The sequence below is a fragment of the Bradyrhizobium sp. CW1 genome, from assembly GCF_023100665.1.
Classification (GTDB): Bacteria; Pseudomonadota; Alphaproteobacteria; order Rhizobiales; family Xanthobacteraceae; genus Bradyrhizobium; species Bradyrhizobium canariense_D.
The window spans coordinates 7,878,470-7,904,366 of record NZ_CP064684.1 but is presented as its reverse complement, the minus strand read 5'-3'; the positions used below and the strand labels follow the sequence as shown (position 1 = coordinate 7,904,366).

At 64.6% G+C, this 25,897-nt stretch carries 22 protein-coding genes; 6 read left to right on the top strand and 16 right to left on the bottom strand.

The annotated features are described in order from the left end of the window. Positions 1 to 9 precede the first annotated feature (9 nt). Complete coding sequence (locus tag IVB54_RS37805) at positions 10 to 1,164, bottom strand: iron-containing alcohol dehydrogenase (RefSeq protein ID WP_018455970.1); 1,155 nt, start codon at positions 1,162 to 1,164, stop codon at positions 10 to 12. Positions 1,165 to 1,443: 279 nt separating this feature from the next. Between IVB54_RS37805 and IVB54_RS37800 the strand changes: the two genes are divergently transcribed. The 3 genes from IVB54_RS37800 to IVB54_RS37790 all read left to right on the top strand — a co-directional run bounded on the left by IVB54_RS37800 (position 1,444) and on the right by IVB54_RS37790 (position 7,310). Then, positions 1,444 to 2,649: an efflux RND transporter periplasmic adaptor subunit gene (locus IVB54_RS37800; RefSeq protein WP_018455971.1), complete on the top strand. Its 1,206-nt coding sequence runs from the start codon at positions 1,444 to 1,446 to the stop codon at positions 2,647 to 2,649. After that, on the top strand, positions 2,646 to 5,810 hold the full coding sequence (locus IVB54_RS37795; protein ID WP_018455972.1) for a multidrug efflux RND transporter permease subunit: 3,165 nt from the start codon (positions 2,646 to 2,648) through the stop codon (positions 5,808 to 5,810). The genes IVB54_RS37800 and IVB54_RS37795 overlap by 4 nt, the downstream gene beginning before the upstream one ends. A 306-nt stretch (positions 5,811 to 6,116) precedes the next feature. After that, positions 6,117 to 7,310 (top strand): ABC transporter substrate-binding protein, encoded by a 1,194-nt coding sequence (locus IVB54_RS37790; RefSeq protein ID WP_026233063.1) that lies wholly within the window; start codon positions 6,117 to 6,119, stop codon positions 7,308 to 7,310. 161 nt (positions 7,311 to 7,471) lie between these two features. Here IVB54_RS37790 and IVB54_RS37785 read toward each other — a convergent pair whose 3' ends face one another. The 4 genes from IVB54_RS37785 to IVB54_RS37770 are packed head-to-tail and all read right to left on the bottom strand — an operon-like array spanning position 7,472 to position 12,070. Further along, complete coding sequence (locus tag IVB54_RS37785; RefSeq protein WP_018455974.1) at positions 7,472 to 7,858, bottom strand: MAPEG family protein; 387 nt, start codon at positions 7,856 to 7,858, stop codon at positions 7,472 to 7,474. A 27-nt stretch (positions 7,859 to 7,885) separates the two neighbouring features. After that, complete coding sequence (locus IVB54_RS37780; protein WP_247295944.1) at positions 7,886 to 8,968, bottom strand: lipocalin-like domain-containing protein; 1,083 nt, start codon at positions 8,966 to 8,968, stop codon at positions 7,886 to 7,888. Then, positions 8,958 to 11,420: an ABC transporter permease gene (locus IVB54_RS37775; protein ID WP_018455976.1), complete on the bottom strand. Its 2,463-nt coding sequence runs from the start codon at positions 11,418 to 11,420 to the stop codon at positions 8,958 to 8,960. Before IVB54_RS37775 ends, IVB54_RS37780 begins: the two co-directional genes overlap by 11 nt. Further along, on the bottom strand, positions 11,417 to 12,070 hold the full coding sequence (locus IVB54_RS37770; RefSeq protein ID WP_018455977.1) for an ABC transporter ATP-binding protein: 654 nt from the start codon (positions 12,068 to 12,070) through the stop codon (positions 11,417 to 11,419). The genes IVB54_RS37775 and IVB54_RS37770 overlap by 4 nt, the downstream gene beginning before the upstream one ends. A gap of 145 nt (positions 12,071 to 12,215) precedes the next feature. Between IVB54_RS37770 and IVB54_RS37765 the strand changes: the two genes are divergently transcribed. Beyond that, positions 12,216 to 13,574, top strand: coding sequence for an MFS transporter (locus IVB54_RS37765; protein WP_247776995.1), 1,359 nt, complete (start codon positions 12,216 to 12,218; stop codon positions 13,572 to 13,574). A 187-nt stretch (positions 13,575 to 13,761) separates the two neighbouring features. On the opposite strand, the gene IVB54_RS37760 is transcribed toward IVB54_RS37765, so the two are convergent. The 10 genes from IVB54_RS37760 to soxX all read right to left on the bottom strand — a co-directional run bounded on the left by IVB54_RS37760 (position 13,762) and on the right by soxX (position 21,309). Further along, positions 13,762 to 14,970, bottom strand: a complete 1,209-nt coding sequence (locus IVB54_RS37760) for an MFS transporter (RefSeq protein ID WP_247776994.1) — start codon at positions 14,968 to 14,970, stop codon at positions 13,762 to 13,764. A gap of 131 nt (positions 14,971 to 15,101) precedes the next feature. Beyond that, a complete protein-coding gene (locus IVB54_RS37755) occupies positions 15,102 to 15,275 on the bottom strand; it encodes a hypothetical protein (RefSeq protein WP_018455980.1) in 174 nt (57 codons plus the stop codon). A 76-nt stretch (positions 15,276 to 15,351) separates the two neighbouring features. After that, on the bottom strand, positions 15,352 to 16,389 hold the full coding sequence (locus IVB54_RS37750) for an MBL fold metallo-hydrolase (protein WP_018455981.1): 1,038 nt from the start codon (positions 16,387 to 16,389) through the stop codon (positions 15,352 to 15,354). Positions 16,390 to 16,659: 270 nt separating this feature from the next. Then, positions 16,660 to 17,118 (bottom strand): hypothetical protein, encoded by a 459-nt coding sequence (locus IVB54_RS37745; protein ID WP_018455982.1) that lies wholly within the window; start codon positions 17,116 to 17,118, stop codon positions 16,660 to 16,662. Beyond that, positions 17,115 to 18,866: a thiosulfohydrolase SoxB gene (gene soxB, locus IVB54_RS37740; protein ID WP_018455983.1), complete on the bottom strand. Its 1,752-nt coding sequence runs from the start codon at positions 18,864 to 18,866 to the stop codon at positions 17,115 to 17,117. The genes IVB54_RS37745 and soxB overlap by 4 nt, the downstream gene beginning before the upstream one ends. 55 nt (positions 18,867 to 18,921) lie before the next feature. Continuing rightward, on the bottom strand, positions 18,922 to 19,239 hold the full coding sequence (locus IVB54_RS37735; RefSeq protein ID WP_018455984.1) for a hypothetical protein: 318 nt from the start codon (positions 19,237 to 19,239) through the stop codon (positions 18,922 to 18,924). After that, positions 19,236 to 20,099 carry a sulfur oxidation c-type cytochrome SoxA gene (soxA, locus tag IVB54_RS37730; protein WP_018455985.1) on the bottom strand — a complete coding sequence of 288 codons (864 nt, stop codon included), beginning with the start codon at positions 20,097 to 20,099 and terminating at the stop codon, positions 19,236 to 19,238. The genes IVB54_RS37735 and soxA overlap by 4 nt, the downstream gene beginning before the upstream one ends. After that, positions 20,099 to 20,410 (bottom strand): thiosulfate oxidation carrier complex protein SoxZ, encoded by a 312-nt coding sequence (gene soxZ / locus IVB54_RS37725; protein ID WP_018455986.1) that lies wholly within the window; start codon positions 20,408 to 20,410, stop codon positions 20,099 to 20,101. The genes soxA and soxZ overlap by 1 nt, the downstream gene beginning before the upstream one ends. Before the next feature lie 15 nt (positions 20,411 to 20,425). Then, the gene (gene soxY, locus IVB54_RS37720; protein WP_018455987.1) at positions 20,426 to 20,917 is read right to left on the bottom strand and encodes a thiosulfate oxidation carrier protein SoxY; all 492 of its coding nucleotides are present in this window, start codon (positions 20,915 to 20,917) and stop codon (positions 20,426 to 20,428) included. A 38-nt stretch (positions 20,918 to 20,955) separates the two neighbouring features. Next, positions 20,956 to 21,309 carry a sulfur oxidation c-type cytochrome SoxX gene (gene soxX, locus IVB54_RS37715; RefSeq protein ID WP_018455988.1) on the bottom strand — a complete coding sequence of 118 codons (354 nt, stop codon included), beginning with the start codon at positions 21,307 to 21,309 and terminating at the stop codon, positions 20,956 to 20,958. 258 nt (positions 21,310 to 21,567) lie between these two features. Here soxX and IVB54_RS37710 point away from each other — a divergent pair, with 258 nt between their 5' ends. Further along, positions 21,568 to 22,239, top strand: a complete 672-nt coding sequence (locus tag IVB54_RS37710; RefSeq protein ID WP_018455989.1) for a DUF938 domain-containing protein — start codon at positions 21,568 to 21,570, stop codon at positions 22,237 to 22,239. A 116-nt stretch (positions 22,240 to 22,355) separates the two neighbouring features. Here the strand turns inward: IVB54_RS37710 and IVB54_RS37705 are convergent, their stop codons facing one another. Beyond that, positions 22,356 to 24,422: a prolyl oligopeptidase family serine peptidase gene (locus IVB54_RS37705; protein ID WP_026233064.1), complete on the bottom strand. Its 2,067-nt coding sequence runs from the start codon at positions 24,420 to 24,422 to the stop codon at positions 22,356 to 22,358. A gap of 207 nt (positions 24,423 to 24,629) precedes the next feature. On the opposite strand from IVB54_RS37705, the gene IVB54_RS37700 reads away from it, so the two are divergent. Continuing rightward, the gene (locus tag IVB54_RS37700; protein WP_018455991.1) at positions 24,630 to 25,877 is read left to right on the top strand and encodes an MFS transporter; all 1,248 of its coding nucleotides are present in this window, start codon (positions 24,630 to 24,632) and stop codon (positions 25,875 to 25,877) included. Positions 25,878 to 25,897: the final 20 nt, after the last annotated feature.

Here is a 25,897-nt window from a genome sequence, read left to right as displayed (position 1 = left end):
GGCTTTGGATCATGCGGCAAGAAGCAGGATTTCGCGCACTTGAGCGGGGCTGTCGATCTTGCGCGGGTTGCGCGGGATCCAGTTCGTGCGCATCGCAGCGTCCGCGATGGCGTCGAAATGCTCCGGCGAGACGCGCACATCGGCGAGGCTGCGCGGCATGCCGAGCGAGCGGATGAAGGCATCGAGCACATCGGCTGCCGCGTGGCCGGGAAAGCCCATTGCGGCCGCGACGATCATCTGGCGCTCGGCATTGTCGCGCGCATTCCAGCGCATCACGGCCGGCAGCATGACGCAGGAGGTGTAGCCATGCGGTACGTCGAAGGCTGCGCCCAGCACGTAACCGATGCCGTGGCTCGCGCCCATCGGCACGCCAGCGGCGAGCGCGCCCATCGACAGCCAGGTGCCGATCTGCGCATCCATTCGCGCGTCGAGGTCAGCAGGGTCAGCCTTCACCCGTGGCAGCGCGTCGGCGAGCATGGCGAGGCCCTTCACCGATTGCGCGTCGGCATAGGGGTGCGTCTCGCGCGAGCAGATCGCCTCGACGCAATGATCGATGGCGCGGATGCCGGTCGAGAGGAATAGCCATTCCGGCGTGTGCACGGTGATGGCGGGATCGAGGATGGTCGCGCGCGGAACGCTGAGCGGATGCCGTAGCATCTGTTTCACATGGGCGGTGCGGTCGGTGACGCCTGCGATCGAGCTGAACTCGCCGCCGGCGATCGTGGTCGGCACGCTGATCTGACGCACGGTCGGCGCCGTCATCTCGGGCGCGACGCCCTTGTGCACGCGGATACGCTCGATGCCGTCGACATCGTCGATGCCGTTGGCGAGGCAGAGCTGCACCGCCTTGGCGCCGTCGGTGATCGAGCCGCCGCCCACGGTGACGATCAGGTCGGCGCCCGCTTCGCGCGCCGCATTGGTGGCGGCGATCACCGCCTCGCGCGGGGTGTGCGCCGGCATGGCATCGAAGACGCCCGCGCAATTTGTGCCCAGGGCTTGTTTGATCTTGGCGATTTCGTCGGTCTGCCGGTTGAGCGTGCCCGAGACCATCAGGAAGGCGCGGCGCGTCCCCAGCCGGTCCATCTGGGCGACCACGGCCTCGGCCGCGGGGTGGCCGAACACGACTTCCTCGATCGCGCCGTAAACGACACGTCCCTGGTGCACGCCTGTCCTCCCCGGACAATTCGTCTTGTTTTATGAGGAGCAATCTAGCCGAGCCGGCTCCGCCCGTCATGTGCGAAGACGCTAACGCACTCTCCGCTTGCTCTCCCGGCTTACGGGGAGAGGCCAACAAGCCCTGTCAACCCGTCATCCGGCCAGGGCATTCCTCCGAGCATTGCCTGCGCTTTGGTCTTGAAGAGTTCATCATTGCCACCCATCTTGTGGCGCCCGCGGGTACAGGCGTACCCTGCTTTTTCCGCGGCTTTGATGCGAGGACCTGGGATGACTGGACCGGACGGAAGCGAGCAATTTGTCAAAACGCACGATTTCGTTTCGCCTCGGCCTTACGCCATCGTCGGCCTTCTCGCCGCGGCGTTCGTGCTCACCGGTTGCGGCCAGCCGGCCTCGCAAGCGAGCGCTCCCCCGCCGGCGCCGGTAACCGTCGCCCAACCGGTCAAGCGCACCGTCACCGATTGGGACGAGTTCACCGGCCGCTTCGAGGCGATGGAGGAGGTGCAGGTCCGCCCGCGCGTCGGCGGGTTCGTCAACTCTGTCGAATTCCAGGATGGCGCCATCGTGCGTCAGGGCGATCTGCTCTACGTCATCGACCCACGTCCGTTCGAGGCGGTGGCCACGCAGGCCGAGGGGCAGCTTTCCGATGCCCGTGCCAAGGTGGAGCTTGCAAAGCGGGAGCTCGATCGCGGTTTGAGCCTGGTGCAGACCAGCGCCGTCTCCGAGCAGGTGGTCGATCAGCGCCGTCAGGCCTTGCAGGCTGCGCACGCTGCCGAAACACAGGCCGAGGGTGCGCTCAAAGTCGCCAAGCTCAATATCGAATTCACGCATGTGACGGCGCCGCTGACCGGCCGCGTCAGCCGCCACCTTGTCAGCCCTGGCAATCTCGTGCAGGGCAGCGATACCGGAACGTCGACGCTGCTCACCTCGATCGTGACGCTCGACCCGATCTATATCTATTTCGACATGGATGAGGCGACCTTCATCAAATACAGCAAGCTGTGGTTCGAAGGCCGCCGCCCGAGTTCGCGCGATACGGCGAACCCGGTGCAGGTGACGCTCGCCGGCGAGACGAAACCATCCCGTGAAGGCAGCATCAATTTCCTCGACAACCGCCTCGATGTCTCCACCGGCACGCTGCGCAGCCGCGCCGTGGTCAAGAACACCGATCTTTCGATCCTGCCCGGTCAGTTCGGGCGTATCAGACTGATCGGCAGCGCGCCCTATGAAGCGCTGCTGATCCCCGACGTTGCGGTCGCAACTGACCAGTCCCGCAAGATCGTGTTCGTGGTCAAGCCGGACGACACCGTCGAGGCGCGTCCCGTGACGCTCGGACCGCTCGACGAGGGCCTGCGCGTGATCCGCGAGGGATTGAAGGCGGACGACCGCGTCATCGTCAACGGCATCCAGCGCGCCCGCGTCGGTGCCAAGGTCGCACCGCAGACGGCACCAGCGCCCGCCGGTGGCAAATCATGAATCTTGGCCGTCTCTCCATCAACCAGCCCATCCTGGCGATGGTGCTGTCGATCGTGCTGCTGATCGTCGGCGCGCTGGCCTATACCACGCTGCCGGTCTCCGAATATCCGCAAGTGGTGCCGCCGACCGTCGTCGTCACCACGCAATATCCCGGCGCCTCCGCGCAGACCGTGTCCGACACGGTTGCCGCACCCATCGAGCAGGAGATCAACGGCGTCGAGGACATGCTGTATCTCTACAGCCAGGCGACCTCGAACGGCCAGCTCACCATCACCGTCACTTTCAAGCTCGGCACCGATCTCGACAAAGCCCAGGTGCTGGTGCAGAACCGCGTTGCGATCGCGCAGCCGCGTTTGCCTGAAGAGGTTCAGCGCAACGGCGTCACCACGCGCAAGAACTCGCCCGACATCCTGATGGTCGTGTTCATGCTGTCGCCCGACGACACGTTCGACCAGCTCTACATCTCCAACTATGCGCTGCTCCAGGTCCGCGATCAGCTGCTGCGGATCGACGGCGTCGGCGACATCCAGATCTTCGGCGCGCGCGATTATTCGATGCGGCTATGGCTCGATCCTGACCGGATCGCCAATCTCGGCCTGACCGCAACCGAGGTGCTCGCCGCGATCCGCGCGCAGAACGTGCAGATCGCGGGCGGCCAGATCGCCGAACCGCCGATCGCCGACCGCGCCTTCCAGCCGAACCTCACCTTCACCGGGCGATTGAAAGACCAGAAGCAGTTCGAGGACATCCTGATCAAGGCCGGCTCCGACGGCCGCACGGTGCGCCTGCGCGACGTCGCCCGTATCGAGCTTGGTGCTCTCGCCTACTCCACCAACAGCTTCCTGCTGCGCAAATCGGCGGTCGCCATGCTGGTGACGCAGCGGCCGGGATCGAACGCGCTCGCGACCGCGAAGAACATTTCGGACACCATGACGAAGCTGAAGGAGACCTTTCCGAAAGGCCTCGACTTCAATATCGGCTACAACCCGACCGAGTTCATCGCGCAGTCCGTCCACGAGCTGATCAAGACCATCTACGAGGCCATGTTGCTCGTGGTCGTCGTCGTGCTGGTGTTCCTGCAGGGATGGCGTCCCGCGATCATTCCGATCATCGCGATTCCGGTTTCGCTGGTCGGCACCTTCGCGGTGATGGCGGCGCTCGGCTTCTCGATCAACAATCTCACGCTGTTCGGGCTCGTTCTCGCCGTCGGTATCGTGGTCGACGACGCCATCGTGGTGGTCGAGAATGTCGAGCGGCATCTCGAGCATGGCATGAGCCGGCGCGATGCCGCGCTGAAGACCATGGAGGAGGTCGGCGGCGCATTGGTGTCGATCGCGCTGGTGCTGTGCGCGGTGTTCGTCCCGACCGCATTTCTGGGCGGAATTTCGGGTCAGTTCTTCCAGCAATTCGCCGTCACCATTGCGGTCGCGACCGCAATCTCCTGCTTCTGCTCGTTGACGCTATCGCCGGCGCTGGCCTCGCTTCTCCTCGTCCCCCACGAGGAGAAACGGCCGCCCGCGCGCTGGAATCTTGTTGCACGCGGCTGGAACGCTTTCACTGGCGTGTTTAACCGCGTGTTCGACCGTCTCGCGCATGGCTACGCCGGCCTCGCCAATTTCGTGATCCGGCATTCGGCGGTGATGATCCTGATCTACGTCGTGCTGATCGGCAGCGCCGGCTGGCTGATCGCCACCACGTCGCAAGGCTTTATTCCGGCGCAGGACCGCGGCTACGTCATCATCTCCGTGCAATTGCCGGGCGCCGCTTCGCTGGCGCGCACCACCGAGGTCGTGCGCGAGATCGAGCGGATCGCGCTGGATACGCCGGGTATCATCCGCGTGGCCGCTTTCGCCGGCTTCTCCGGCGCGACGCGGACGCAGGCCGGCAACGCGGCGGCGCTCTTCCCAGTGTTCGACGAGCCCGAGGCGCGGATCAAGAAAGGATTGTCTGCGAACGCCATCACGGTCGAGCTGCGCAAACGCTTGGCCGCGATTCAGGGTGCCTTCATCATCGTGATTCCGCCGCCGGCCGTGCCCGGCATCGGCACCGGTGGCGGCTTCACCATCCGCATCCAGGACCGCCAGGGCCGTGGGCCGGAGATGCTCGCCGCGGCTACTGACGAGCTTGTCGCCGCGGCGCGCAAATCGCCCTCGCTGCTCGCTCCCTCCGTGTTCTCGCCGTTCTCGGCCAATACGCCGCAGCTCTTCGTCGACATCGACCGCACCAAGGCGCAGAAGCTCGGCGTTCCCATCGCCGGCATCAACGACACGATCCAGACCTATTTCGGATCGACTTATGTCAACGACTTCAACCTGTTCGGCCGCACCTACCACGTCACCGCGCAGGCCGACTTCCCGTTCCGGAAAGAGCCGAGCGATCTCTCGCGGTTGCGCACGCGCAACGCCTCCGGCGACATGGTGATGCTCGGCAGCGTGGTCGAGTTCAAGGACGTTTCCGGCCCTGACCGCGTCGCGCGCTACAATCTCTACGCGGCCTCCGAGCTGCAGGGCGAGCCGGCGCCGGGCACCAGCTCGACCACCGCGCTCAACGCGATCAAGAAGCTCGCCGACGACACCCTCCCGAGTGGCTTCAGCTTCGAGTGGACCGATCTGTCCTACCAGCAGATCACGGGCGGCAATGCGGGTCTCTACGTATTCCCGATCTGCGTGCTGTTCGTCTATCTGGTGCTTGCCGCGCAATACGGCAGCTGGACCCTGCCGTTCGCGGTGATCCTGATCGTGCCGATGTGCCTGTTGGCGGCCACCATCGGCGTGCGCATCATGGGGCAGGACGTCAACATCCTCACCCAGATCGGTTTCGTCGTGCTGGTGGGGCTGGCGGCAAAGAACGCGATCCTGATCGTCGAGTTCGCGCGCGACATCGAGAAAGAAGGCAAGCCGCGGCTGGAGGCCGTGATCGACGCCTGCCGCCTGCGCCTGCGGCCGATCCTGATGACGTCCTTCGCCTTCATCCTCGGCGTCTTGCCGCTGGTGATCTCGTCCGGCTCGGGCTCGGAGATGCGGCAAGCCGTCGGCGTCGCCGTGTTCTTCGGCATGATCGGTGTCACCCTGTTTGGGCTTCTGTTCACGCCGATCTTCTATGTGGTGGTGCGGAACCTGGCCGAGGGGAAGAACGAGGGGAAGCCGAAGGCGGTGGGCTGATAAGTATCAAATGGCGCGCCACCGACCCTTCAATATTCACGCTGTCGTCCCGGCGAAGGCCGGGACCCATAACCCTCGAACGTGGTTTAGTGAAGATTCGTCGTTCGGTACTCCTACCGACCGCAACCGAGGGATTCCGCGGTATGGGTCCCGGCCCCCGTGCGCAATTGCGTACTAGGCCGGGACGACGCCGTTTGCTTGGCACGCCCTTCATACTAACGACCAACATGCAATGGATGGGCACCGCCGGGGTTCTTCACTAGTATCCGCGCGATTTCAAAACAGAAAACTGCTGGGAGCTAACAGATGAAATCAGCACTTTTGGCCGCTGTCGCAATTTCGGCTTTGCTGCTGGCCGCGCCGGCCTCTGCGCAAGGCGTCAAGATCGGCATCCTCAACGACCAGTCCGGCGTCTACGCCGATTACGGCGGCAAATGGTCGGTCGAGGCCGCCCGGATGGCGATCGAGGATTTCGGCGGCGAGGTGCTGGGCCAGAAGGTGGAGCTCGTCACCGCCGACCACCAGAACAAGCCGGATCTCGCGACCTCGATCGCGCGCCGCTGGTACGATGTCGAGAACGTCGACATGATCACGGAGCTGACGACCTCATCGGTCGCGCTCGCGATCCACGAGCTTTCCAAGGAAAAGAAGAAGATCGACATCGTCGTCGGCGCTGCGACCTCGCGCCTCACCGGCGATGCCTGCCAGCCCTATGGCTTCCACTGGGCTTATGACACCCGCGCGCTCGGTGTCGGCACCGGCGGCTCGCTGACCAAGGCCGGCGGCGACAGCTGGTTCTTCCTCACCGCGGACTACGCCTTCGGCTACGCGCTGGAGAAGGACACCAGCGAGATCGTCACCGCCAATGGCGGCAAGGTGCTCGGTTCGGTGCGCGTGCCGCTCAACTCCTCGGACTTCTCCTCCTTCCTGCTCCAGGCGCAGAGCTCGAAGGCGAAGATCGTCGGCCTTGCCAATGCCGGCCTCGACACCACCAATTCGATCAAGCAGGCGTCCGAGTTCGGCATCGTCTCCGGTGGCCAGAAGCTCGCGGGCCTCTTGATGACGCTCGCCGAAGTGAACGGCCTCGGCTTGCAGGCCGCGCAAGGCCTGGTGCTGACCGAGGGCTATTACTGGGACATCAACGACCGCACGCGCCATCTCGGCGAACGCTTTCTCAAGCGCACCGGCCGGATGCCGAACATGATCCAGGCCGGCACCTATTCGGCGACGCTGAGCTATCTCAAGGCGGTCAAGGCCGCCGGGTCCAAGGATCCGGATGCGGTCGCCAAGAAGCTGAAGGAGCTGCCGGTCGACGACGACTTCGCGCAAGGCGGCAAGGTGCTCGAGAACGGCCGCATGGTCCACGACATGTATCTGTTCGAGGTCAAGAAGCCCGCGGAATCGAAGAAGCCCTGGGACTATTACAAGCAGCTCGCGGTCGTTCCCGGCGAGAAGGCGTTCTTCACTGCCAAGGAGAGCGGCTGCCCGCTGACGAAGTGAGGATCTCTATGTCGTCCTGGCGAAAGCCAGGACCCATTACCCCGACAGCCGCTTGTTGAAACAAGCTGTCGCCGCCATCGTGCCCATAACCGTGTCCTGTGGTTATGGGTCCAGGCCTCCGCCAGGACGACGGCGGGGCAAGTGGCCGTATGTCGGCTGCCTCACACCAGTCGCAGCACCGCCGCCCCCAGCGCCCCCGCCCACAGCGCAATGGCCGCGATACCCTGAATAAAAAATCCCGGGCCGCGTTTTGCGGCGGCCTTCGAATAGCCGATGAAGTAAACGATGCGGCCGACGATCCAGACCGCGCCGATCGCCGCTGCGCCGGAATCGCTGATGTAAATCGCGAAAAGCCAGAGCGACGGCAGGAAGATCGGCATCCATTCCAGCGTGTTCATCTGGATCCGGAACGCGCGCTCGAAATCCGGATGGCCCGACATTGCCGGCACCTTGACGCCGGTTTTGGTGCGCGAGCGCGACACGTTGATGGAGGTGAAGAAGTAGAACAGGATCGCCAGCAGCGTGACGAGGGCGGTGAGGTGATGCATCGCTAGTCCCTTCGAAGAGGTCCCGGTTCAATACCCGGTCAGCTCGAGATAGCCAACGCCGTCATGCGTACCGGCAAAGCTGATCGGCCCTTCCCAATAGGAAAAACCGGTCCCCATCCACGCCTGTGGATTGAGCGGCTTGCACTGGATCGAGAACGACCGCGAGGGGATCGCGATCTGCCATTCCACCGGGAGCTTGTGTCCCGCGACCTCAGCCGTCGCTTTCGGCATCATCTGGATGTCGTCGCCCGCGATCATCTGCGTCTCGCCCATCGCGCTGATCCAGTTGCCGAACGGATAATCTTTGCCGTCCTTCTGCCGGAGCCGGTACAGCATCAGCTTGTCACCGGATGACAGGTGCAGCGACAGCCAGTCCCAGCCGGTCTGGTCGGCATCGAGTGGCTGGCTGCTCCATTCGCGGTCCATCCAGGCCTGGCCGGAAACATCGACCGTCCTATCGTCGATGGTGAGCGTGCCGCGGGCGCGATAGAACGGCTGGCTGTAATAATAGGAGGCCTGACCGCGCTCCGATTTACGGCTGTAGCCGCCGGCGCCCTGCAACACCACCGGACGATCGGCCTCGAGCGTCAGCACGTAACTGAAGTCGGCGCCCGAGGCCTTCAGCGTCAGCGGCGCTAAAGCGCGATCTTCGGTGCGCTCGGATCCGTTCATCTCCCAATCGTCGATCCAGGCCGAGAACGGTTTCGCCGTGACTCCGGCCTGTCCCACACCACCGCGGGAAAACAGCTCGTTGAAGCGGTGGGTGTCGGCGCGCGTTACCGCGGCATGCGCCATCCACACCTGTTGATTGGCCCAGCCTTCGCCCTGCGGCCCCGGCTGCGTCGCCTGTCGGAACAGCGTCCATTGCAGGCTGCAAGCCGCGCCGCTGGCATCGACGAGGTTCGCCGTGAGATACCACCATTCGATGCGAAACTCCGGATGCGGCCCGTGATCGTCCGGAAAGGCGAACGTCTTCCCCGGCGTGACCTTGGCAAAGCCGTCGGCTGTCTCGCCGAGCCCGGCATAGCCTTGCGCGCCTGCGCGGCGGACTGCCGCGAGCGCGGCGATGCCGCCGGCGAAGGTGCGCCGCGAAATCCCATCAGCGCTCATTGGCAAACACCTTGACGAGGCTCGCCGGCTGCATCCGGGCAAGTCGGATCATCGGCGGCAGGGTGGCAAGCAACGAGGCGAACAGCGCGACTGCCACCAGCTCGACCAGTTGCAACGGAAATACATGGAACGGCAGCCGCCAGCCGAACGCTTTCACATTGACGATCGCGATCAGGCACCACGCCACCAGCAGCCCGAGCGGCACCGCCAGCAGAGACGTGAACAGCGCGACCGACAGCGTCTTGGTCAATTCGATCGCGGCAAGGCGTGGCCGCGTGATACCGATCGCCCAGAGCGGCGCAAGCTGCGGCAGGCGCGAGTTCGCCAGTGTGAGAAGGCTGGTCAGAAGCGCGATCCCGGCGACGCCGAGGGTGAAGGCGTTCAGCGCCGAGGTCACCGCAAAGGTCCGGTTGAAGATGCGGATCGATTCCGCCTTCACCGTCGCCTGGTCGGCGACGCTGCGGTCGTCCAGCGCAAACTGCTTCTGCAGCGCCGCGATCAGACCGGGGATATTCTCCTTCGCGACGATGAGACCGATGCGCGTCTGCGGCGTCTGCGGAAAATGCCGGATCAGCGCCGCGACATTCACCGCCAGCTGTCCCTTGGGGTTGCCGTAGTCGGCATAGATGCCGACGATGTCGAGCTCCCAGGTCCCGCCCGGCGCCGGGACGTCAACGACGTCACCGACGCGGACGTTGAGGCGGCGGCTCAGCTGCTCGCTGATGAAAGCGGCATTGCCGGGTATGAGTTGTGTCCAGGCACCGGGTGCGGCTTCGAGCAGCGGCCAGCGCTCGCGATAGAGCGCGTGATCGGGCAGGCCGAGCAGTTCCACCGGCTGGCCCTGCACCTGCGCCTCGGCACGTCCGCCCGACAGGATCGCCTGGACATCGCTGCGCTCCTTCAGCCAGTTGCGGATCGCGACGCCTTTCGCATTGTCGGAGGCGCTGATGTAGACGTCGGCTGCGAGCCGCCCGTTGAGCCAGCCGATGAAGGTGCGGCTGAACGTTTCCACCATGGTGGACACCCCGACATTGACGGCGAGCGCGAGCAGCAGCGCCATCAGCGCCAGCGACAATCCCGAGAGCTGCTGCCGGCTGTCCGCCCAGAACCACAGCGCGAGCGGTTTTCGCGCGAAACGCTGCCCGGTTTGCAGGATGATGTCGAGGAAGGCCGGCAAGATCAACGCCGCGCCGAGCATCAGCGCTGCCAGCACGCCAAAGCCCGCGATCAGCGATTGCCCGTACTGGAGCAGCAACAGCGCGACGGCGAACACGGCGCAGGCAGCCCCGCTCTGCAGGATCAGCCAACGGCTCTGCCTCTGTTGCCAGGCGCGCGGCTGCGCGGTCGCCAGCACCGGCATCCTGACAGCCTTGATCAGGCTGGTCGCCGCGGCAACAAGCGCGCCCACAATGCTGATGCCGATCCCGGCGAGCCACCATTCGGGACGCAAGCTGAGCTGCCCCGGGATTTGCGCGCCGTAGAGCCCTCGCAGGGATGCTGCGACGTCGGGCAAGAGCGCGGCTGCAATGAAATAGCCGCAGGCGAGCCCGATCAGGCCTGCGACCAGCGACAGCGCCACGAGCTCGACCACCAGCACGGTGTTGACCAGTCGTGCCGAGGCACCGCAGGCCCGCAGCGTGCGCAGCATCGGCAGCCGCTGCTCGAAGGCGAGGCCGACGGCTGAATTGACGATGAAAAGACCGACGAAGAACGACAGCAGGCCGAACGCGGTGAGGTTGAGGTGAAAGCTGTCGGTGAGACGCTCCAGCTCGGTCTCCGCATCCGGCTCAACCCGCTGTAAGCGGTCGCCGACGACGCTCGCTAAGGGCGCGGGCTTGCCCTTGGGCTTGCCGATCAGAAGCCGCGAGATCTGGTCCGGCTTGTTCAGCAGCCGCTGCGCCACGCCGATATCGACCACGAGCACGTCGGGCACGAGCTGCGGCAGCACGCGCAGCGGCGGCAGTATTGCGCCGTTGCTGATCGGCGGCGCTGCGCCTTCCCGCTCCTGCAAGTCGGTCAACGTTTCCTTTGCCACCAGCGTCTGGCCCGGCGGCGCCACGAAGCTGCTCAGATCGGCGGCGCCGAGGCGCGGTGCGTTGCCGACATCGACCGGTAGCGTCACCGGCTCGATGCCGAGCAGCCGGACCGAGCGCCCGTTGACCTGGACCCGTCCCTCCAGCATCGGCGAGACCGGCCAGCCGGCGCGGCGCAGCTTGACGAACAGCTCCTGCGGAAAAGTCGCGGCATCAGGCGCGACCAGCATCGGCGTGCGCGCGCCGCCGAAGGTTGCCGCGGCGCGGTCATAGGCGCTGCGGGCCTGCTGGTTGATCGCCTGCACGCCGCTCCACAGCGCAGTCGCCGCGATCAGCCCGATCAGGAGCGTCGCGAACTGCATCTTGTGGCGCCGCCAATGGCTGAGCAGCACGGCGAGGACCCAGAGCGCGCGCCTCATGCGATCCGCCCGGCATGCAGGTTGACGTGGCGATCGAGTGCGGCGGCCAGATGCAGGCTGTGCGTCACCATCAGAAAGCCGCAGCCGGTGCGCGTGACGAGGTCGCGCGTCAAGGCCAGCACGTCCTCGGCGGTGGCCTCGTCGAGATTGCCGGTCGGCTCGTCCGCCAGCAGCAACGACGGCTTCGTCGCCAGGGCCCGGCCAATCGCGACCCGTTGCTGCTGTCCGCCCGACAATTGTTCTGGATAACGCTTGAGCAGGCCGCCAAGCCCGAGACGCTCGATCAGCTCCTTGTACCAAGCCTCGTCGTACCGGCCGGCGATCCGTGCCTGAAACACCAGATTATCCCCGACCGACAGACTCGGGATCAGATTGTATTGTTGAAACACCAGGCCGATCCGGTCGCGCCGCAGGCCCGCGCGTCCCGCATCGGACAATTTGGTGACCTCCGTGTCTTCCAGTCGGATCGTGCCGCCATCGGCGGCATCGAGCCCTGCGATCAGGTGCAGCAGTGTGCTCTTGCCGCTGCCGGACTCGCCGGTCAGTGCGACGCGTTCGCCGGCCTTGAGATCGAGATCGACGCCGCGCAGGACATGGACCGGCTCACCGGCCGAAGAGAACGTCTTGGAGAGGTTTCGGATGCTCAGCACGATGAATGGCGCCGGACGGAATTTGCGGAATTGCTGCGTAGCACACTTGCTGCGGAAATGCCGGGTTGCGTTGGTATTGAAGCCGTTGTTAGCTCCTAAGAGGACCACATCAAAAAAGTGCCAAAAAGGGACGACGGGGAGAACGATGAGCGCTCAGGCAACGCAGCCCGCGGCGGGCAAGATGACGGGGATGTCCAAGGAAACGTCGAAGGAAACGCAAAAGCAAACGCCAAAGGGCGCCTGGACCGTTACATTTCTCCTGTTTCTTTTCATGCTGGTGAACTTCGCCGACAAGATCGTCGTCGGTCTCGCGGGCGTTCCGATCATGACCGAGCTGAAGCTCGAGCCCGAGCAGTTCGGTTTGCTCGGCTCGTCGTTCTTCTTCCTGTTCTCGATCTCGGCGATCGTGGTGGGCTTCATCGTCAACAAGGTACCGACCCGCTGGGTGCTGTTGACGCTCGCGGTGATCTGGGCGCTGACGCAGTTTCCGATGGTCGGCACCGTCTCTTTCACCACACTCCTGATCTGCCGCATCGTGCTCGGCGCCGGCGAAGGCCCGGCGGCCTCGGTGGCGATGCACGCAGTCTACAAATGGTTCCCCGACGAGAAGCGCACGATGCCGACCGCAATCCTGTCGCAAGGTTCGGCCTTTGGCGTGATCCTGGCGGTCCCGGCGCTGAACTGGATCATCGTCAATCATTCCTGGCACTATGCGTTCGGTGCGCTTGGAATCGTCGGCCTGATCTGGGTCGCCGCCTGGCTCGCACTCGGCAAGGAAGGCCCGCTGGACACCCACGCATCGGCCGTGATCGAACCGAAAATACCCTATCTCCAGCTTCTGACATCGCGCACTTTCATCGGCTGTGTGACCGCGACCTTCGGCGCCTATTGGGCGCTGTCGCTCGGGCTCACCTGGTTCACGCCCTTCATCGTCAAGGGCCTCGGCTTCTCGCAGTCTCAGGCGGGCTTCGTCTCGATCCTGCCCTGGGTGTTCGGGGCGACCATCGTCATTCTCACGGGCTGGATCTCGCAGGTGATGCTGGCACGCGGCTACACGTCGCGGATCTCCCGCGGCGTGCTCGGCTCTGTGCCGCTGATCGTCGGCGGCCTGATCCTCGCGATGATGCCGCACGTCCAAGGTGCCGGCCTCCAGATCGCCCTGCTCGTGGTCGGCTCCGGCCTGTGCGGCGCGATCTACGTCGTCTGCCCGCCCATGCTCGGCGAGTTCACGCCGACGTCGCAGCGCGGCGCGGTTCTCGCGATCTACGGTGCGCTCTATACGCTTTCCGGCATCATCGCGCCGCTCGTGATGGGCAGCGTAATCCAGCGCGCCGGCAGCATGCTCGACGGCTACATGACCGGCTTCACCATCAACGCCGCGATCATGGTCGGCTCCGGTGCGCTCGGGCTGCTCCTGCTCTGGCCCAACACGGAAAAGGCCAGGCTGACCGGTGGAGCTGCTCCGCAGGCAGCGCCGCTGAAGAGCGCGGTGTCGCCGACGTAAGGGGCCACTTCAGCCAACCCAATCACAACTGTCATCCCGGCGAAGGCCGGGATCCATAACCACGATTTTTAGTTTGGCGAAGACTTGGAGTTGGCAGCTTTGCGCCACAACTCCGATTCGTGGTTATGGACCCCCGGCCCCTATGCGCAATTGCGCACTAGGCCGGGACGACAATTGAGTTTGTTGCTCAAGCCGCGATTTGCCGCTTCCGCTCCGTGAACGGCGACAGCACCACCGTCGGGACCATGAAGATCACGGATGCGCCGAACACCCAATGCGGCGCGCTCTGGTCCATAATCCAGCCGAACAACAGCGGGCTGACGATGCCGCCGAGATTGAAGCCGGTGGAGACGATGCCGAAGGCGCGCCCCGCCGCGCCGGGAGGTGCTGCATTGCGCACCAGCATGTCGCGCGAAGGCGCGATCACGCCGGAGAGGAATCCCGCGGCCGCCATCGTGGCGGTCAGCGCCCAGCCCGGCAGCGTGACCAGCGCGATCAGCAGCACGATCGCCGCGTTCGCGGCGAAGCAGGCGGCGGCGACATAGCCGTGGCGCTCGGTGTGGTCGGCAAGAAAGCCGCCCGCGAGCACGCCGGCGGCGCTTGCACCGAGGAAGGCGGTGAGCGCGACATTGGCCGCGGAATAGGTCACGCCATAGCCACTCATCAGCGCCACCACGCCGAAATTGTTGATGCCGGCGACCGACAGGCTGAGCAGCATGAACAGTGCCGTCAGCGTGATCAGCGCCGGCGTGATCACGGCCTGTTTGGGTGCGTTCTCGGTGCCTGGCTTGGTCTTGTGCGCGCCGGCATCGGGAATGTTCATGGTCACCAGCAACACCGCGACCAGAACGCCGATCACGCCCGATGCGATCAGCGCACTGACACCGCCTGACACGATGACCATCGCGGCGACGATCGCCGGCGCCACCGCGCCGCCGAAATAGCCGGCAAAGGTATGGATCGAGAAGGCGCGGCCCATCCGCGCTTCGTCCATGTGCTCGGCGAGGATGGCGTAATCGGCGGGATGGTAGACGCTGTTGGCGAGCCCGAGCAGCACGGCGCAGGCGATCAGCGAGGTGTAGCTGAGATGCAGGCCAAGCAGGATCAGCGCGAGGCCGCCGAGGGTGAGGCCGCCCAGCAAAATCTTTCGCGCGCCAAAATGGTCGACGAGATAGCCGGTCGGCGCCTGCGTCAGCCCCGACACCACGGCCGACACGGTCAGCGCGAAGCCGAGCTCGACGTAGCCGACGCCGAGTTGATTTTTGAGGAAGGGAAACAGCATCGGCAGGACCAGCAGATGAAAATGGCTGACCCAATGCGCGATCGAAATTCCCGTCAGCGTGCGTAGCGCGCTGTCCGCCTTGCCTTGCTGCGGTGCGGCGAGAACGTCGACCATTGCAGTTCCGTTTCACGTCCTTTGGAGACGCGCAAACTATCGGGCAGAGCGGTTATTTGTCCATGAACGCAGGCGCATGGCAGTAGCGCGGGGCAGGACGACAGTTGAGAGCGTGGCAAGAGACGAGCCCCTCAAAACGGCTCGTCGTCCGGCCCGTAGCGGTCGCGCTTTGGTGTCGCGATGTCGCCGTCTTCGTAATCATCGTCTTCGGTGTCGCGCGGAGGCTGAGGCTTCTTCGCCTTGTCTTTTGCTGGCGCGTCGTCCGCAATTTTGGGCGGCGCGCTCGGCTTGCCGATCTTGGCCATGGCTGGTCCCGGACAGTGATGCTGCGCCCAAACCTATCCGGAAGATATGTGCAGTTCCTGACTTATCTCAAGGCGGTCAGTGCACCACCGGCCCGCCGGCCTTCTTCCAGGCATCGATGCCGCCGGCGATGTGGGCGGTGTTGGTGAGCCCGGCCTCCTTGGCGGCGGCGACAGCCATCGCAGAGCGTTCGCCGAAGGCGCAGAAGAACACGACGCGGCGACCGGTGGCGGCCGCGACCTCGCGCAGCATGCCGCCGGGCTTGAGGCTGTCCTCAACGGACGGATAGGGTGTATGCAGCGCGCCTTCGAGCATGCCGTGCTTCATCCGCTCATTGGTCTCGCGCAAATCGACCAGCAGGATATCGGGACGGCCGAGGCTGCGGATCGCCTCGACGGCGCGGAGCACGCGGCCCTCTTTCTCCAGCTCCTCCTGGTGCAGGCCGACATGCATGTTGGCGGGCACCGCGACGTCCATCATCTTCGGATTGGGCAGCTTCAGATTGGCCATCAGCTCGATATAGTCGTCGACCGAGCGCACCTGGAGCCGCGGATTGTAGCGTTTCTCCTCGCCGATGGTGGAGACGGTGTCGCCCTTGTAGTCATGCGCCGGGAACACCATGGTCTCGTCGGGCAGCTTGAGCAGGCGGTTGAAGATCGAATCGTACTGCGCGCGCGACGAACCGTTCTGGAAATCGGTGCGGCCGGTGCCGCGGATCAGCAGCGTGTCGCCGGTGAAGACGCGGTCGCCCATCAAGTAGGAGTAGGAGTCGTCGGTGTGGCCGGGCGTGTACATCACGTCGAGCGACAGGCCCTCGATCGTCACCTTGTCGCCGTCGGCAACCCGCATCGCCACCACGTCGGCCTTGGTCTGGTCGCCCATCACGGTCATGCAATGGGTGCGGTCGCGCAGCTCGCCGAGGCCGGTGACGTGGTCGGCGTGCAGATGGGTGTCCACGGCCTTGACCAGCTTGAGATCGAGCTCGCGCAGGAGCTGGCAGTAGCGGTCGACCTTCTCCAGCACGGGATCGAGGATCAGCGCCTCGCCGCCGGCGCGGCTCGCCAGGAGATAGCTGTAGGTGCCCGAAACACTGTCGAAGAGCTGGCGGAAGATCATGGCAAGACCCGGCGTGAACTACCCCGAGATTCTATTACATTTCGGGCTTACAAGAGAAGCAATTCACTGTGTAAGCAAGAAAATTTGGAAGATTTTTATTCCTGTGACGGGCGGGTGGGCGTCACCTAGCCACGGCTGCCATTCCCGCGAAGGCGGGGAATCCAGTACGCCGCGCCCTCCCGTACCCCTCGCGGTCTCGGAGTACTGGATCGCCCGCCTTCGCCGGCGATGACACCGAGTATGCCGCGACGCTTCGCCCCGACAAAAGGCTCAGGGCCTCACCACCGTGTATCCGTTCTCGCTGAGGAACAGGATCTGCCCGACCCCGACCTGCACCGGCGTAGCGGCAGGGATGAACTCCGGCCGCTTGCCGGTCTCCCGCTCGATCGTGTCGACAGTGTTGAGGCAGATGTCGAAGCGTACGCCTTGCGCGATCAGGCTCTCGACCTGCTTGCGGCGCTCGCTGCCGGTGAACAGGAGGTCGATGCCGGGACCGAACGCCACCACCTCGATTGCGACCTTGTCGGGGTCGTAGGCCTTCAGCAAATTGTTGGCGACGCTGAGCACCAGAGCTTGCTTCCTGGCATCGCCATCGGAGAGCTGCAGCACGATCTTGTGCTCGGCGAACGGCTTGTCCTGGAGCGGCACCTGCTGCGCGAAAGCCGGTGGCATCGCCGCCCAGGCGAACAGCGCCAGCAGCATCGCGGATAGGGTTTGCGACCGCATCATCCCTGTCCTGCGATGCCCGGATTACCCTCGACGCCCTTTAGCGTGACGCCGGAGCCGAGCCGCTCCTGAAACATCCGGCCCGAGCGCAGATATTTTGCCACCACATCCCACACCGGCGCGCCTTGCTGGCCGTTGACCGAGGCCCAGCCCGCGACCTTGTAGCGGTGGCTGGCACTGAGCGCCTTGCCGCCATTGAGCTTCAGCTCCGAGATCCGGCTGCCGATCGTCGCCGTCGGCGTGCAGGTGTAGCTGAGCCCACCGGCGCGCACCATGTCGCCGCCCTGCTGGTAATAGGGATCGGTATTGAAGAGGTTGTCGCAGACGTCTTCCAGCACGTCCTTGATCTCCGCGCCGGTCATCTCCTGCACATAGGTCTCGGGATAGCTGATCGCGGTTTCCGCGAGCAAATCCTCCATCGTCAGTGCCTGGCCGGACAGTCCGGTGACGCCCCAGCGGAAGCCCGGCGACAGCGCGATCTCGGCGTCGAACTCGGTGCGCAGCGCGCTGCAGATCAGCTCGTCGACCGGGCCGGCGAAATTGTCGCGTCGATACAGCAGGCGATCGGGCGTCGCGATCTTCTCCAACCAGTCGGTGACGAAGGGTGCCCGCAACCGGCCGATCAGTTCGGCCATCCCGGGATCGGGTTTCAACAGCTCGGAATAGACCGGCAGCAGATGATATTTGACGTCGCCGACCTTGCCCTTGTCGAGCGCGAGATCGAGCACGGCCAGAAATTTTCCGTTGGAGCCGGCATTGGTGACGAGCGTCGTGCCGCTCGCATTCTTCACGGCGATGGGCTGCGGGATCGCATCATGGGTATGGCCGCCGAGGATGACGTCGATACCGGTGACGCGGCTTGCGAGCTTGAGATCGACGTCCATGCCGTTATGCGACAGCAGGATGACCGCATCGACCTTGTCGGTGCCGCGCAGGCCGTCGACATGCTTCTGGAGCTCTTCCTCGCGGATGCCGAAGGACCAGTCCGGCGTGAACCGTTTGGGATGCGCGATCGGCACGTAAGGGAAGGCTTGGCCGACGATCGCGACGCGATGGCCGCCGAGCTCCTTGATCACGGAGGGCTTGAACACGCGTCCCGTCGCCTTGTCGAAGGCCGGGGCATCATTGAATGCGGCTTCCTCGGTGAGAAAAACGTTCTGCGCCAGAAACTCGCCCCTGAAGCGCGCGAGATTGTCGCGCAGCGCCTGCTCGCCATAGGTGAATTCCCAATGCCCGGTCATCGCCTCGACACCGAGCAGGTTTGCGGCCTCGACCATGTCGCGGCCCTGCATGATGTTGGCAAGTCCCGAGCCTTGCCAGAGGTCGCCGCCGTCAACGAGCACGGAGCGTTTTTCGCCGACATCGCCACGCAAGCGGTCGATCAGCGTCTTCAGATGGGCGAAGCCGCCGAGCTTGCCGAAGCGGCCTGCGGACTTCTCGAACTCGAAGCAGCTGAAGGCATAGGCATCCGCGCTGTCGGGCCTGATGCCGAAACGGTCGAGAAAGGCGCGGCCGACCAGATGCGGCGGCCGTCCCGCCATCTCGCCGATCCCGATATTGACGCTGGGCTCGCGAAAATAGACTGGATTGAGTTGCGCATGCGTGTCGGTGAGGTGAAGGATGCGCGCATTGCCGAACCGTTCGAGGTCGTAAATGCTCGCAGCCTCAGCACCGAGCGCAAGCCGCGGCAGGCTCAGCGATGCGGCAGCAAGGCCTGCATTCTTCAGGAAATCGCGGCGGCGGATCGCCATCCAGAAATTCTCCGCGCCCTCTCACGGTCGCAAGGCTGTTGCACAAGCGAACAGTCTAACGGATTTCCATCGCCTTCCAGGCTTCTTTTTCGGAAATCGCCTGGAAGATCGACGCCTTCGCCAGCGCCTCGGCCTCCCTGGCTGCGGCCACGGCGCGGTCGAAATCGCCGCCATCGGCCGCCTTCTTTGCGGCGGCCAGCGTCGAGACGGTCACGGTCCATTGGTTGCGCATGCCGGCGGCCTCCTTGGAGGCGGCCTCGGCGGCGGCAAAGGCCGCCTTGTAGTCTGCCTCATCTGCCGCGCGCGCCGCCGGCGCGAGCCCGAGGGTAAGCAGCAAGGCAAGCAGCCGGACGAAAGGGAGTGACAGCTTCATGGCCGCGCTCCCGGTCCCGATATCGGCAGGCCGTTGGCGACGTAGGACAGGAAATATTCGACGTCGCGATATTCATCCGCCTGCGGCTCCAGCGGAACCGCGCGGGTCTGGCTGTTGCAGGTGACGAAGCGGCGGCTGGTGGTGCCCATGCCGCTCCATTCGGAGCGGTAGATCGGCATCGCGTTCAGAATGCCAAGCGCCGGCGCCAGGATCTCGGCGCGGATGCGCTCACCCGGGCTCTGCACATGGCAGCTCGCGCAGGAGAAATTCAATTGGCCGCGGCGGGTGTAGAAATAGCGCTTGCCGTTCTCGAATGCCGCGAGCGCGCGAGGATCGTCGGGGATCTTGATGTCCATCGGCTTGCCGCGCGAGGTGAAGGCCATGTACGCCGTGAGCGAGGCCATCTCGTCCTTGACGTAAGAATAGGGCGCCTCGCCATTGGCCTCGCGGCAGCGGTTGAGCGCCAGCTCCAGCGTGACGACCTTGCCTTCCTTCTCGTCGAAATAAGGATAGTTCTGGCGGATGCCGATGCCGCCGTTCGGGAAGCAGTCCGCATAGGTCTTGCCGTTCTTGAACGGGGTGGCGAACATCTCCTTGCCGGCGTCGAGCGCAAACTCGTAGGGCGGGAATTCCTCCTTCTCCTGCCACTGCCGCTTCATGTCCTCGTTCATGGAATAAGGACCGTTGACGAAATCCTCGTGCTTCACATCAGGGAATTTCTGGAAGAAGAAGTTCTGGAACGCCTTGGCATCGGCGATGGGATCGACCTTGTCGGCCGCCACCACGCGTGGAGAGGTGAGGGCCAACGCGACGAGCGCGGCGCTCAACGAACCAAGCAGGATGGTGGTGCGGGCCTTCATCACGAGATCTTCGCAGTGGTCGTGTCCGACGCACCCTTGTTATCGGTCCAGGAGACCTTGAGATCGTCGCCCTTCTTGGCTCCCTTGAAGCTGAACTTGACGTAGGGGTCCTTCGAGACCGCGGTGCCCCAATCGGCAACGAAGACGTCCTTGCCGTTACATTCGAATTTCAGCTGCTGGATGTAATGCGCCGGGATCAGTTCGCCTTTGGCGTCCTTGACGAAGCCGGTATCCATCGGGTGCTGGATCAGCGCCTGCACCTCGGTGATGTCGCCGTTGGTGGTGGCGCGGACGCGAATGCTGGATGCCATCTCGATCTTCCTCGCTTAGCCGCCGCAGCCGCCGACGGTGACCTTGACCTCCTTGGTCGCGCTGTAGAGCTTGCCGTCGGCCTCCACGATCGCGACCACGTTGGTGGTCTTGGCCATCTTCAGCCGGTTGGCGACAGCAGGGATCGTGCCTTCGGGAATCCTGTAGCTGGCGGCCAGCGCGCTGGGATTCTCGGCCACGAAGAATGAAATCGAGGTGACCTTGTCGAGTGTCGTCGTCACCGAGATCGGCACCACACCGCCGTTCTCGGCGATCTCGGGGGCGTCCAGCTTGACCTTGTCGGACGGCTCGGCGGTTTTGCCGTAGAGCGCCTTGATGGCGTCAGCCTCGCTCTTTTGCTTGAACGCCTCTTCCGGATATTTGTCGTTGGCCGCGGCGCGCGCGGGCGCGGCGCCGAACGGCAGATTGCCGAGGCCGAGCAACGCGACCGAGGCTGCGCCCTGAAGGATCAGGCGCCGCGTCGCGCTTGGGCCGGTGAGTGTGGTCATCTCTGGTCTCCCAACCAAATCTCGTGGCATGCCTGAAGTCACAGGGTCTGCAGGAAATCAACGATCGCGCTGATCTCCTGTTCGGTCAAAATCCGGTTCCGGCCGAACGGCGGCATCATGGTCTGCGGATTGCGCTTGGTCTCGTCGAAGATGATCGCGGTCAGTTCGTTGCGATCGGGGTACTTGGCCTTGAGGTCCTTCAGTTCCGGCCCGATCGTTCCCGGCAGGTCGCCACCCCTGATGACATGGCAGGTCAGGCAATTGCCCTTGCCGCGGTCGAAAGCGAGTTTCTGGCCGTCGGCCACAGCGGACTGCGCCCACGCCGGGGTGGCGAGGCCGGCTGCAATGGCCAGCAAGATGAACAGAACGGGCGTCCGGGAAAAGGCGGTCAAGGCGTTATTCCGAGGCGTTATGCGATGGTCTCGATTACGAAATAGAAGCGTTCCAAAGCACAAAGGGCGCCGCCTGACAATCAAGACTATCCACGCGACAAAATGGAGTTAATATCTTCCCGATTGCAACTAAAGAGATTATTTGTTCAGCCGGCTTGGTCCGAGAGTTAGGGACCGTGGCGCGGGCCGGCTGTTTCCTGAGCGTTTGGGCGCTCAACCTGTTTTCATCGCGTTCTCGTTTTTTCAAGGGGACCTCACTTGGCTGAATATGTCGTCGAATTCGGCAGGGATGGCGGTCGGGTCGAGTCGGATGGGCGGCTCGATGCGCCGGCATTTCATCGCAATCACGAGCCGCTCTGGGCGGCACTGGAACGGCATCTCGCCGGCTGCACCGGCAACGTGGTCGAGCTCGGCAGCGGAACCGGCCAGCACGTGGTCTACTTCGCCCGTCACACGCCCGGCCTGATCTGGTGGCCCAGCGATCTCAACCAGCGCCACCTCAAGAGCATCGAGGCCTGGCGCGTTCATTCAGGTCTCAAAAACATCCGCTCGCCGCTGCGGATCGATCTCACCGATCCGGACTGGTGCCCGGAGATGAAAAGCGGGCAGGGGCCGTCGAGTCTTGCCGCATTGTTCTGCGCCAATGTCATCCACATCGCGCCATGGAGCGTCGCCGAGGGTCTGTTCGCCGGCGCCGGCCGCTATTTGCGGGCCGACGGCAAGCTGTTCCTCTACGGCCCGTTCAAGCGCGGCGGCAAGCACATCGCGCTCAGCAATGCGGTGTTCGACACCTCCCTGCGTGAAGGCAATCCCGACTGGGGCGTGCGTGACATCGCCGATGTCGAGGCGCTTGCCCGCGGCGTTGGTCTTCGCCTTGTCGATACGATGGACATGCCCGCGAACAATCTGACCTTGGTATTCGCGCGATAGGAGGTCGTCATGCCCGGGCTTGTCCCGGGCATCCACGTTCTTCGTGCACCAGCTAAGGCGTGGATGGCCCGGTCAAGCCCGGCCATGACCGTGCGGAGATGTCAGCGCCGCAAACGCTAGCCCTCGTCCTTCCACCCGATCTTGTCCTTTAAGAACCGAAAGCCAATCACCTCGAACCCGGCGCGCTCCTTGTTGTCCTTGCCGTAGCCGTGGCCACCGGCTTCAGGCTCGTAGAACCAGGCCTCGTAGCCCATGGCCTGGAGCTTTGCCGCCATCTTGCGCGCATGCCCGGGATGGACACGGTCGTCGCGTCGCGTGGTGGCGATCAGGATCGGCGGATACGGCTGGCCGGCCTTGACGTTGTGATAGGCGGAGTAGGACTTGAGCCAGTCCCACTCCTCGGGCTTGTCGGGATCGCCATATTCCGCGATCCAGCTCGCGCCGGCGAGCAGCTTCGTGTAGCGGCGCATATCGATCAGCGGGATGGTGCAGAACAGCGCGCCGAAACGTTCGGGGTATCGCACCAGCATGTTGGTGATGAGGATGCCGCCGTTCGATCCGCCCTGCGCGGCGATGCGCTTTGCCGTCGTCACACCGCGGCGGACGAGATCGGCGGCAACGGCGGCGAAATCGTCGTGCGACAGTTTCTTGCCGGCGAGCCGGCCGGCATCGTGCCAGCGCGTGCCGAATTCGCCGCCGCCGCGCAAATTCGCCTGCACCGTGGTGCCGCCACGCTCCAGCCACAGCTTGCCGAGCGACGGGTTGTAATACGGCTTCACCGAATGGGCGAAGCCGCCATAGGCGCTCATATAGACCGGTGCATCGCCGGTCTCGCCGGCGGGGCCGGTCTGTACATAGGGGATGCGTTCGCCGTCGGTCGAGATCGCTTCGTGCTGGGTCACCACGAGGCCGTCGGCGTTGAATGTTTTCGGCGCCTGCTTCAAGACGGTCGGGCTCGCGACGCCGCGCTCGATCAGCAGCAACGACGGCGGCGTCAGCGGATCCTGCACATTGGCAAGCAGGTCGCCATTGCTCTCGGAGGGATGGCGATCCAGCGGCCAGATGTCGACGACGCCGATCTGCGGCAGGCCGCCGAGCGACGCGCGGCTCCAGCCTGTGGCCGACGGCGTGCAGATCTCGAATTGCGGCTGGAGCTCGTCGAGGATCGACAGCACCAGCTTGCCTCCGGTCCAGAACAGGCCTTGCAGGGCGCGGCGAGGTTCCGGCTCGAACAGCACCGCGAAATCGCGGCTGCCGGCGAGGAACGCCGAGAGCGACATGCCGAGCACGGTGTCGGCGGCATAGGTCTTGCCCTCGATCGACCAGGCTTCGCGCAGCTTCATCGCGAACCAGTCGCCATGCGCCTGCAACCAGATGCCGGTCGGCAGATCGAGCTTCGTCGTCGCACCGTCTGCGTCGCGCAGCCAGAGCGCATGATTGAAGAAGTCGATCTGGTCGACGATCCAGCTGCGCGGGGCCGCAGCGGTGTCGTCGACGATGCCGGAGATCGCCATATGATCGGCCGTGGTCTCGATGATCACCTGCGCCTGATCGACAGGCTGGCCGCGCCGCCACAGTCGAACCGTCCGGGAATATCCCGAGCTCGTCGCCATGCCTTCGCCATGGGCGCTCGACAGCAGCAGCGTGTCGGCATCGAGCCAATCGGCGCCGCCCTTGGCTTCCGACAGCGCAAATCCGTCCGCAACGAAACTCTTGGTGTCGAGGTCGAATTCCCGCAAGGTGACGGCATCGCTGCCACCGCGCGACAGCCCCAAAATGGCGCGCGCGCTTCCCGGCTGCGTGGTGATGCCGCTCAGCAGCCAGTCCTCGCCTTCGCGTGCCGCGAGCTGGTCGACATCCAGCATGATTTCCCACGTCGGATGCGGTTTGCGAAACTCCGCGAGGGAAGTCTTCCGCCACAGGCCGCGCGGGTTGGTGGCGTCCTTCCAGAGATTGTGCAGTTCGGTGCCGCGGCGGCTGACATAGGGAATGTTGTCGGGACGATCGTAGATCGCCGCGAGGATGTCGCGATCGCGCGCGAAGGCCGCTCCGCCGAACGCGTCGAGTGTCAGGCTGTTCTGCCGCGTGACGAAATCGAGCGCCTGCTTGCCTTCGATCTCCTCCAGCCAGAGCCAGGGATCGTCGTCAGGAGCGCTGAGCGTAGGCCTGTCGTCGACGGACATGAACGAAACTCCGGAAGGTCGCGGCGGATAGGATTTGATCGAGCGCAAGCCGTCAAGTGCGCGGCCCATTATCATCGGCCCGATTGCGTCAGAGACATGGCCTGCGCCCGTTTGCGCCGGTTGCCCGCCCTCCCGCGTCCCGCCATAGTGCCGGGAATCAAGCGAGCCCTTGAAAGCACTTAAAAGCCCGTTGGGGCGGAAATGCCGATGCTGGATGTGACTGCAGCCAATGAGGTCGCCGCCGACGCCCGCGTGCGCGCCAATGTGGTGCGCCTTGCTGCCGCGCAGGCGCTGACCGGCGCCAATTCGGCGGTGATCTTCGCCACCGGCTCCATCGTCGGTGCGACGCTTGCACCCGACATGTCGCTCGCGACGGTACCGCTGTCGATGTACGTGCTGGGGCTTGCGGCCGGCACGCTGCCGACCGGCGCGATATCGAGTCGCTTCGGCCGCCGCTGGGCCTTCATCATCGGCACGGGCCTGGGTACGCTCACCGGCCTGCTCGGCTGCTTCGCGATCCTGCACGCTTCGTTTCCGTTGTTCTGTCTGGCGACTTTTCTTGGCGGCCTCTACGGCGCGGTGGCGCAGTCCTATCGCTTCGCTGCCGCCGACGGCGCCAGCGCGGCGTACCGACCCAAGGCGGTGTCCTGGGTAATGGCGGGCGGCGTGTTCGCCGGCGTGCTCGGTCCGCAGCTCGTGCAATGGACCATGGATGTCTGGCAGCCTTATCTCTTCGCCTTCAGCTTCTTGGTCCAGGCGGCTGTCGCGCTCATCGCGATGGGCATCGTCGCCGGGGTCGACATGCCGAAACCGGCGCCGGCCGATCTTCATGGCGGGCGGCCGCTGCTCGAGATCGTGACCCAGCCACGCTTCATCGCAGCGGCGCTGTGCGGCGTCATCTCCTACCCCATGATGAACCTGGTGATGACCTCGGCGCCGCTTGCCATGAAGCTGTGCGGCTTGAGCGTTTCAGATTCCAATTTCGGCATTCAATGGCACATCGTCGCCATGTACGGGCCGAGCTTCTTCACGGGCGCGCTGATCGCCCGCTTCGGCGCGCGCAAGATCGTTGCCGCCGGCCTGCTGCTGGAGGCCGGCGCGGCCGGCATCGGCCTGTCCGGCATCACCGCGATGCATTTCTGGGCCACGCTGATCGTGCTCGGTGTCGGCTGGAACTTCTCCTTCATCGGCGCCTCGGCGCTGGTGCTGGAGACGCACCGGCCGCAGGAGCGCAACAAGGTGCAGGCCTTCAACGATTTCCTGGTGTTCGGCATGATGGCGATCGGCTCGTTCTCGTCCGGCCAACTGCTCGCCAGTTACGGCTGGTCCGCGGTGAACATGGTGGTGTTTCCGCCGGTGCTGCTCGGTCTCGCCGTGCTCTCGCTGGCGTCCTGGACCCGTCGCCGCAAAGCGCGGCTCGACGCGGCCATGGGCGAGTTCCCGGATGCGATCTGAGATGGCGGGAGGCTGTCAGC

Excerpts from the sequence above, each read along its gene's own strand:
- IVB54_RS37795 (WP_018455972.1), top strand. The coding sequence starts at position 2,646 with ATGAATCTTGGCCGTCTCTCCATCAACCAGCCCATCCTGGCGATGGTG.
- soxZ (WP_018455986.1), bottom strand. The coding sequence starts at position 20,410 with ATGGCATCCAGCATTCGCGTCCGCGCCACCACCAACGGCGACATCACC.
- soxY (WP_018455987.1), bottom strand. The coding sequence starts at position 20,917 with ATGACCACACTCACCGGCCCAAGCGCGACGCGGCGCCTGATCCTTCAG.
- soxB (WP_018455983.1), bottom strand. The coding sequence starts at position 18,866 with ATGGCGATCCGCCGCCGCGATTTCCTGAAGAATGCAGGCCTTGCTGCC.
- IVB54_RS37705 (WP_026233064.1), bottom strand. The coding sequence starts at position 24,422 with ATGTCCGTCGACGACAGGCCTACGCTCAGCGCTCCTGACGACGATCCC.
- IVB54_RS37750 (WP_018455981.1), bottom strand. The coding sequence starts at position 16,389 with ATGATCTTCCGCCAGCTCTTCGACAGTGTTTCGGGCACCTACAGCTAT.
- IVB54_RS37745 (WP_018455982.1), bottom strand. The coding sequence starts at position 17,118 with ATGATGCGGTCGCAAACCCTATCCGCGATGCTGCTGGCGCTGTTCGCC.
- IVB54_RS37800 (WP_018455971.1), top strand. The coding sequence starts at position 1,444 with ATGACTGGACCGGACGGAAGCGAGCAATTTGTCAAAACGCACGATTTC.
- IVB54_RS37735 (WP_018455984.1), bottom strand. The coding sequence starts at position 19,239 with ATGAAGCTGTCACTCCCTTTCGTCCGGCTGCTTGCCTTGCTGCTTACC.
- IVB54_RS37760 (WP_247776994.1), bottom strand. The coding sequence starts at position 14,970 with ATGGTCGACGTTCTCGCCGCACCGCAGCAAGGCAAGGCGGACAGCGCG.
- IVB54_RS37700 (WP_018455991.1), top strand. The coding sequence starts at position 24,630 with ATGCTGGATGTGACTGCAGCCAATGAGGTCGCCGCCGACGCCCGCGTG.
- IVB54_RS37785 (WP_018455974.1), bottom strand. The coding sequence starts at position 7,858 with ATGCATCACCTCACCGCCCTCGTCACGCTGCTGGCGATCCTGTTCTAC.
- IVB54_RS37765 (WP_247776995.1), top strand. The coding sequence starts at position 12,216 with ATGAGCGCTCAGGCAACGCAGCCCGCGGCGGGCAAGATGACGGGGATG.
- IVB54_RS37790 (WP_026233063.1), top strand. The coding sequence starts at position 6,117 with ATGAAATCAGCACTTTTGGCCGCTGTCGCAATTTCGGCTTTGCTGCTG.
- soxA (WP_018455985.1), bottom strand. The coding sequence starts at position 20,099 with ATGAAGGCCCGCACCACCATCCTGCTTGGTTCGTTGAGCGCCGCGCTC.
- IVB54_RS37775 (WP_018455976.1), bottom strand. The coding sequence starts at position 11,420 with ATGAGGCGCGCGCTCTGGGTCCTCGCCGTGCTGCTCAGCCATTGGCGG.
- IVB54_RS37780 (WP_247295944.1), bottom strand. The coding sequence starts at position 8,968 with ATGAGCGCTGATGGGATTTCGCGGCGCACCTTCGCCGGCGGCATCGCC.
- IVB54_RS37755 (WP_018455980.1), bottom strand. The coding sequence starts at position 15,275 with ATGGCCAAGATCGGCAAGCCGAGCGCGCCGCCCAAAATTGCGGACGAC.